This is a genomic window from Paenarthrobacter sp. CM16 (assembly GCF_013179505.1).
Lineage (GTDB): Bacteria > Actinomycetota > Actinomycetes > Actinomycetales > Micrococcaceae > Arthrobacter.
In genome coordinates, this window is sequence record NZ_JABMCX010000242.1 from 1 (window position 1) to 7,038 (window position 7,038).

General features: G+C 62.6%; 6 protein-coding genes. 2 read left to right on the forward strand and 4 right to left on the reverse strand.

The features are described 5' to 3' along the window. Positions 1 to 91: 91 nt before the first annotated feature. The 4 genes from HP499_RS18165 to HP499_RS18180 form a co-directional block, all read right to left on the reverse strand. A complete protein-coding gene (locus HP499_RS18165) occupies positions 92 to 526 on the reverse strand; it encodes an SseB family protein (RefSeq protein WP_026541355.1) in 435 nt (144 codons plus the stop codon). An 84-nt stretch (positions 527 to 610) separates the two neighbouring features. Continuing rightward, entirely contained in the window at positions 611 to 3,337 is a 2,727-nt protein-coding gene (gene topA, locus HP499_RS18170) for a type I DNA topoisomerase (protein ID WP_172325591.1), read from the reverse strand. A 126-nt stretch (positions 3,338 to 3,463) separates the two neighbouring features. Beyond that, positions 3,464 to 4,174 carry a helix-turn-helix transcriptional regulator gene (locus HP499_RS18175; protein ID WP_172325592.1) on the reverse strand — a complete coding sequence of 237 codons (711 nt, stop codon included), beginning with the start codon at positions 4,172 to 4,174 and terminating at the stop codon, positions 3,464 to 3,466. Next, entirely contained in the window at positions 4,171 to 5,820 is a 1,650-nt protein-coding gene (locus tag HP499_RS18180) for a methyltransferase (protein ID WP_172325593.1), read from the reverse strand. Before HP499_RS18180 ends, HP499_RS18175 begins: the two co-directional genes overlap by 4 nt. 109 nt (positions 5,821 to 5,929) lie before the next feature. Between HP499_RS18180 and HP499_RS18185 the strand changes: the two genes are divergently transcribed. Together HP499_RS18185 and HP499_RS18190 are read left to right on the forward strand one after the other, a co-directional pair. After that, positions 5,930 to 6,373, forward strand: coding sequence for a hypothetical protein (locus HP499_RS18185; RefSeq protein WP_172325594.1), 444 nt, complete (start codon positions 5,930 to 5,932; stop codon positions 6,371 to 6,373). Between the two features lie 65 nt (positions 6,374 to 6,438). Then, positions 6,439 to 6,969, forward strand: a complete 531-nt coding sequence (locus HP499_RS18190) for a hypothetical protein (RefSeq protein WP_172325595.1) — start codon at positions 6,439 to 6,441, stop codon at positions 6,967 to 6,969. The last annotated feature ends 69 nt before the right edge of the window (positions 6,970 to 7,038 follow it).

The following is a 7,038-nucleotide window of genomic DNA, read 5'->3' on the forward strand; positions in this document are numbered from 1 at the left end:
ATTCTGCCATTATTCACCGATTCCAAGGCCGTGAAGCAACTTGGCGGCGACGTTTCGCCGTCGGATTGGTGTCCGGCGGTTTGGGCACCCGCTATTCCGTGGGCTCCCCTGCTTCATCTGCACGCTTGAAGTCGCGGCGGATGTTGGCGATGCCTTCGGGGTCGATTTCGAAGCCGAACTCGCTGCCCGGGTTGATGACCATGCCGAGTTCATCACCGATGTTTCCCAGGATCGCCGAGCCCATGGTGCCCAGGACGTGCGGGGCTGCTTCGAGGAACCGCTCATCAACGCGGCTGGGGTGGCTGAATACCGCCAGGACGGGCTGGCCGTCAGCGTTGGAGAGCACCAGCGGCTCCACCGAAGAATCCGGGCCGTCCACGGCTTCGGAACTGACCAGGTAGACCTCGTTGTTCAAGAAAGCGAGGATGACATCCACCGGGTTGGCGTCCGGCTGCTCGGCCGAGGCGAGCTTCGCCTCGAGGTCGTTCAAGGGTTCGTTGTCCGGTGAAACGGTCTGTTCAGTCATGGTTCTACTCGACCACGATGCCGGCCGGGACGCAATTCGCGCTTGCTGTCCCGGCCTCCATGGTGGCTACTTCCTGGCCGGCGCCTACTTCTTGGCTGCGGCCTTCTTCTTGGCCGGCGCCTTGCGGGTGGTGGTCCGCTTGACCGGGCCCTTCGCCCGCTTTTCCGCCAAAAGTTCGACGGCGCGTTCCCGGGTCAGCTCCTCGAGGGACGTTGTGCGCGGGACCGTGATGTTGGTGATGCCGTCGGTGATGTACGGACCGAAGCGGCCTTCCTTCACCACAATGTTCTTTTCCGAAACAGGATCCGGGCCGAACTCGGCAAGCGGGGGCACAGCTGCACGGGCACCCCGCTGCTTGGGCTGCGAATAGATCTCCAGTGCCTGCTCCAAGGTGATCGTGAAGATCTCCTCTTCAGATCCGATGGACCGGGAGTCTGTCCCCTTCTTCAGGTAAGGACCGAAGCGGCCGTTCTGCACGGTGATGGGGTTGCCCTCCGCGTCCTCGCCGAGGACCCGGGGCAGGCTCATGAGCGCGAGGGCCTCGTCCAAGGTGACCGTGTCCACGGTCATGGACTTGAACAGTGAACCGGTACGCGGTTTGGCCTTCACGGGCTTCTTGGGCGGCTTCGGCTTGCCGTTCTTGTAATACTCAACCGGCTGGTTGGCCAACTGTTCCTCGGTCATTTCGGGGATGATCTCGGTGACGTAAGCACCATAGCGGCCATTTTTGGCAACGATGGTGTGGCCGGTATGCGGGTCGGTTCCCAGAACCCGTTCCTCCGGCGCTGCTGTCTCCATGAGCTCTTTGGCTTTGGCGGCCGTCAGTTCATCCGGAGCCAGTTCCTCAGGGACGTTGGCCCGGGCGGACTCGACTACCTCTCCGGTCTTCTCATCCACGGTAGGGATGGAACTTTCCAGGTACGGCCCGAACTTGCCAACGCGGAGGGTGATGCCTTCGGCGATGGGCACGGAGTTGATCTCGCGTGCATCAATTTCGCCCAGGTTGTTGACGATGCTCAACAGGCCCGGATCGGCGTCTTCACCGTAGTAAAAGTGCTTGAGCCACGCTGCGCCCGCAGCCTGGCCGTTGGCGATCTTATCGAGGTCGCCTTCCATGTCCGCGGTGAATTCGTAGTCCACATAGTCCGTGAAGTGCTGTTCGAGCAAACGGATCACGGAGAATGCGATCCAGCTCGGAACAAGGGCGGACCCTTGCTTCCGGACGTAGCCGCGGTCCTGGATGGTGGAGATGGTGGAGGCGTAGGTGGATGGGCGGCCGATGCCGCGCTTTTCCAGTTCCGCTGTCAGCGACGCTTCGGTGTACCGCGGCGGCGGTGAGGTTTCGTGGCCGACGGCCAGGATGTCCGAGGCCTTCAGGGAATCACCCTTGGCCACGTTCGGCAGACGCCGGGCTTCATCGGAGTCTTCGTCCCCGCGGCTCTCGTCCTTGCCTTCTTCATAGGCGGCCAGGAAGCCGGGGAAGGTGATGACGGTACCGGAAGCCGAGAATTCGGCGTCGCGCCCGTCAGCAGCCACCGCACCGAGGCGGATGGTGGCGGTGGAGCCCTTGGCATCGGCCATCTGCGAGGCAACCGTGCGCTTCCAGATGAGCTCGTACAGCCGGAACTCATCGCCGCTTAGCTGCTTGGCCACTTGTGCCGGGGTGCGGAAGGAGTCTCCTGCGGGACGGATGGCCTCGTGCGCTTCCTGGGCGTTGGCAGCCTTGTTGGCGTACACACGCGGGCTCTGGGGTACGTACTCGGGACCATAAAGCTCAGCGGCCTGACGACGGGAGGCCGTGAGTGCCTCATCGCTCAATGCCGAGGAGTCGGTACGCATATAGGTGATATAGCCGTTTTCATACAGGCGCTGGGCTACCTGCATGGTGCTCTTGGAGGAGAAGCGCAGCTTGCGGCCGGCTTCCTGCTGCAGCGTCGAGGTGGTGAACGGCGCGGCCGGACGGCGGGTGTACGGCTTGGTATCAACGGAGCGAACTTGGAAGTTTGCGTTCTCCAGGCCCGCCGCCAAGGACGTGGCGAGTTCCTCATTGAGGTGCACCACGGTGGAGGAGGTGAGCTGGCCGTTGTCATTGAAGTCCCGGCCACTGGCAACCTTGGAACCGTCCACGGCAGCAAGCTTGGCTTTGAAGGAACCCGAGTCGGCACCGAACTGGCCCGTGAGGTCCCAATAAGACGCAGCACGGAAGGCCATACGTTCGCGTTCGCGGTCCACCACCATGCGGGTCACCACGGACTGCACGCGGCCGGCCGAGAGCCCGCGGGCAACCTTGCGCCACAGGACAGGAGAGATCTCATAACCGTACAGGCGGTCAAGGATACGGCGGGTTTCCTGGGCGTCCACCAGCGCGGTATCTACATCGCGCAGATTGTCCATGGCACGGTGGATGGCTTCTTTGGTGATTTCACCGAAGGTCATGCGGTATACGGGAACCTTGGGTTTCAGGACCTCCAGGAGGTGCCACGCGATGGCTTCGCCTTCGCGGTCCCCATCGGTTGCGAGATAGAGCGCATCAGCGTCTTTGAGCTGGGCCTTGAGCTCGGCAACCTTTTTCTTTTTGTCCGGGGAGACAACGTAGTACGGCTTGAAGTCGTTTTCGACGTCGACGGCGAACTTGCCCAGCGAGGTCTTCTTCAGTTCTGCAGGGAGGTCGGACGGCTGCGGGAGGTCCCGGATGTGGCCGATGGAAGCCTCGACGATGAAGCCTTCGCCAAGGTACTTGGCGATGGTCTTACTCTTGGCGGGAGACTCCACGATCACGAGTTTCTTGCCGGTTTTTGCCTTGCTGGGCACGGTGCTCCTACAGAAAAAATGTGTAATTGGGCTGGTGCCCATATTGGCCTAGTTCACCATAGATTGCAGAATCCTGCGTTTTGGTAGGGAAACCAGGGCGGTCATTCGGTGACCCGGCCGTGAGGGTTACTGCCCGGGTGCCACGCGGTCATCCGGGATCATTGACCACAAGGTTGCCACACGTTCGGCGCCCTCGGGAATCTGCGTGGGATCTTCGAGCTCGTACTCCCGGACGACCTCGCGGATCCTGTCCGCGAGTTCCTTGCGTTGCGGATTGGTCAGGTAGAGCAGGTTGCTGGAGAGGACCACCGAGACAGGTTCTTCCTTCCCTTCGCCCCGCTGGCGGCGTTCTCCCCGGGCTTTGGCAAAAGCCGAGGCACGGCGGCGGAACGCATCAAGTTCCAGATCAACCACAGCGATCTCGGGGCTGGCAACGCTGCCTCCCGAGATGGTGAAGTCGGTTCCGGCCGCTTTCCAACGCCGTTCGCGTGCGTCCCCGGCATTTTCGGCCGGTGCCACGATTCCCCATTTCTGGAGGGCGCGGAGGTGGTAACTCATGGCGCTTGGGGTGAGGCCGGTCCGCGCTGCGAGTTCGGTGGCCGTATGGCTCACCTGGGTGGCGTACAGCTCGGAGATAACCTCGATGCGGGCAGCGTGAGCCAAGGCCCGGATAGCCTTGGGATCGGTGATCTCAACCGTCTTCTCGGCCCGCTTCCGCCGCGGAACGTCGCCTGACGTTTGGGATGTCTCGTTGTTCGCAATCACTTGATCAGTGTAGTCAGGGTCACTTGCGGGACCGCCGGTGTTCTTTGCCGACGGCGTCGCGTCGCTGCTCATGCGCCGCTCTGCACGGGGTCCGGAAGCAGGAAGCCCTCCAGGACAAGGTTGGTGACATCGCGGTACAAACCCTCCCTGAAGGCATCCTCATCAAAGTCCTCGCCGCCTCCCAGCAGCGATACCAGGGCCGCGACGATCTGCCGGACAGACAGCTGCCCATCGCAAGCAGAAGCGAACCCTGCAAGCTCCGTACTGAGCAGGTTGGTCCTCCGGAGTCCTGCACCCTGCCTGAGGAGGATGACGCCCGGGTGGGCAGCTCCAGGACGCTGGTGCCGTTCTTCGGTGACGTCCTCAGCGACCACCAGATGCGCCTCGGGAACGGAGTTGGCAGCCACCCAATCTGCCCGCTCCACGGCGGCACCCAGATGCGGTCCGATCGGTTGCTCAATGGGATAGGTGATCTCTTCGAAACGGCTGAAGACGGGCTGGTGCCCGGACAGGGGCCGCCGCAACAAGATCATGCCGAAGCCCACCCCCTGCACGTTCCTTGAGGCGAAGTCATCAAGGTAGGCGGCATAGGAATCCTTGTATTGCTCACGGTCACGGTTCTGTGAAGCATCCTGCAGCCAGGTCTCGGCATACTGTTCCGGATCCACCTGCTCGCGTTGAATGAACCAGACATCAAGACCGGAATCCTTGAGCCAGTCTTTGGGACGGTCCTTCCAGTCCGTTCCCGCGGTAACCTCCCAGTTTCCCAGCATCTGCGCAGTGCCACCGGGTTCCAGTACCCCAGCGATTGACTGCACCAGCGCCGCCACGATCCCGTCGCCGGGAAGCCCGCCGTCACGGTACGTGAACTGGTCAGATGAGGATTCCCCGCCTCTGCGGGGTGTGATAACGAAAGGAGGGTTGGACACCACGAGGCCAAATTGTTCGCCGGCTACCGGGTCCAGGAGTGATCCCAGCCGCAGGCTTACCCGGCTTTCCAGATCCTCCGGATCCAGTTCAAGTTCCGCTGCGTTCAGCAGCAGGTTGAACCGGGTAAATGCCAGTGCACGAGCGGAGATGTCCGTAGCCGTGACATGCTCGCAGTGGTGCAGGAGGTGGAATGTTTGAATCCCGCATCCGGTCCCCAGGTCCAATGCGCGTTTGGTGTGCTGCCTGAAGGTTGTTTGGACCAGTGTTGTGGAGGCGCGGCCAATGCCCAGGACGTGGTCATGGCGCAGGACTCCCGGCTGCTGGTGGGCTGCGAGGTCGCTGGCGACCCACAGTTCGGCACCACCGGTGCCGTCAGCGTTGGCATCCCATCCATAGGGGCGCAAATCCACCACGACCCGGACAACCCCGGCATCCACGAAGGCGAGGCCGAGATCCACGAGACCTTGTGTGCCGATTCCGGGCAGGGCGGAGTCAACGTCAGCCACGGACTGCGGAACGGCCAGCAGCCACAGACGCACCACTACTGCCAGGGCCCGGACAGCAGGATCGTGCGAGTCCGTCAGCCGTTCGGTGGCCAGGAGAGCGGGAACCACCTGGTCCCTGCCGAGCGCTGCTGAGGCCTGCTCCCCCAGCAGGGCCGCCACGCCGTCCACCGTGTAGGAGATGGCACGGAGGTCCCCGGCAAGTAGCTGGAGCAGCGCTGGCTGGTCGCTTCGGGGGGCATCGTCAGTGTTGCCGGCGGTAAACAAGAATGCTGTGTCAGTCACCCTGCAAGTGTAGGTGCGGCAGGCCGGGCCAGACCGCCTCGTTCCGGGCTATGTGGACATCCGGGCTATGTGGACAAAGGACACCCCTGGAACCCGGTAGCGTGGAATCATGCTCAACTTCTCCTCCACAAGGCGCCGGGCGGGCCTTGTTACCTTGGCTGCTGCCGTCCTGCTGGGGGCCAGTGCCTGCCAGGCACCGGTCAACATCGCAGATGCAGACGTTCCCGCCTGGAAGGAAAAGGTCCTCCCGGCAGCTAACGGCGCAGTCCTGGAGGACTCAGGCAAGATCCTCAACCGGGATGCGCTGGTCAAGGAATCATCCGGCGTCCCCGCAGGAACCTACACGCTGACCATGGCATGCGATGGCGGCGGCAAGGCCTACTTCGCAGTCTCCTCCAACGGAAGCAAGATCGCCGATGCGGCTGCTGCCTGCAACGGAAGCCTTGATGTGGTGAAGATCAAAGTACCTGCCGCCGTTCCCCTTAGCATCTCAACCAGCAGCGTCGATGCTCCGCTGATCTACGGTTACCACCTGGTTCCGGCCGCAGGCTGAAAACTCCCCGCATCCTTCCACGCCCAGGCCTTTGGAGAGCGGCCGGCCGGGCGTAAAGTCAGTGCATGGGCAGCAAGGCAGCTTGCTCGGTGTTGCCACGGCGGCTGGCGAGGTCCGCCGTCGTGCTTTTGGTTGTCCTGTGCGGCGGTGTGGCGGGATGCGAATATACCTATGAAGACAGTGGCAGGCCTGAGGCAACCGCCACCTCCACAGCCGGAAATGTTGCCCTTCCGCCCGATCCGGCGTTGGAAGAAACCGTCAGCGGAGAGGCTCTGGAGGAGTGGGCCAAGGCTGCACTGCCCGAATCCCAGGGACAGTCGTTCTACTCCAGCAGCGGGTACCTGAACCCGGGTGAATCCAAATCCGAGCAAACAGTGCAATTGCCGGCAGGAACCTACGCGGTGACGCTGGCATGCCGAGGTACGCGTCGGGTCTCTTTCGACGTCACGCTGAACGAGGTAGCCCTGGTGGACCTGACCTTGGGGTGCGCCAACGCGCGGGTGAGCGTTGTGCAACTGGAAAAGGACGCGGTCCTCTCCATCAGGGTCGGCTCCAGGTCCGATGCCAACTTCGCCTACAGGGTCAGCAGGCTCTGAATCCGCCGCTACGCGGCTTCGCAGCCTCCGGGACAGCGCAGCGTTTCAGGACTGGAAGCACATTCGGCG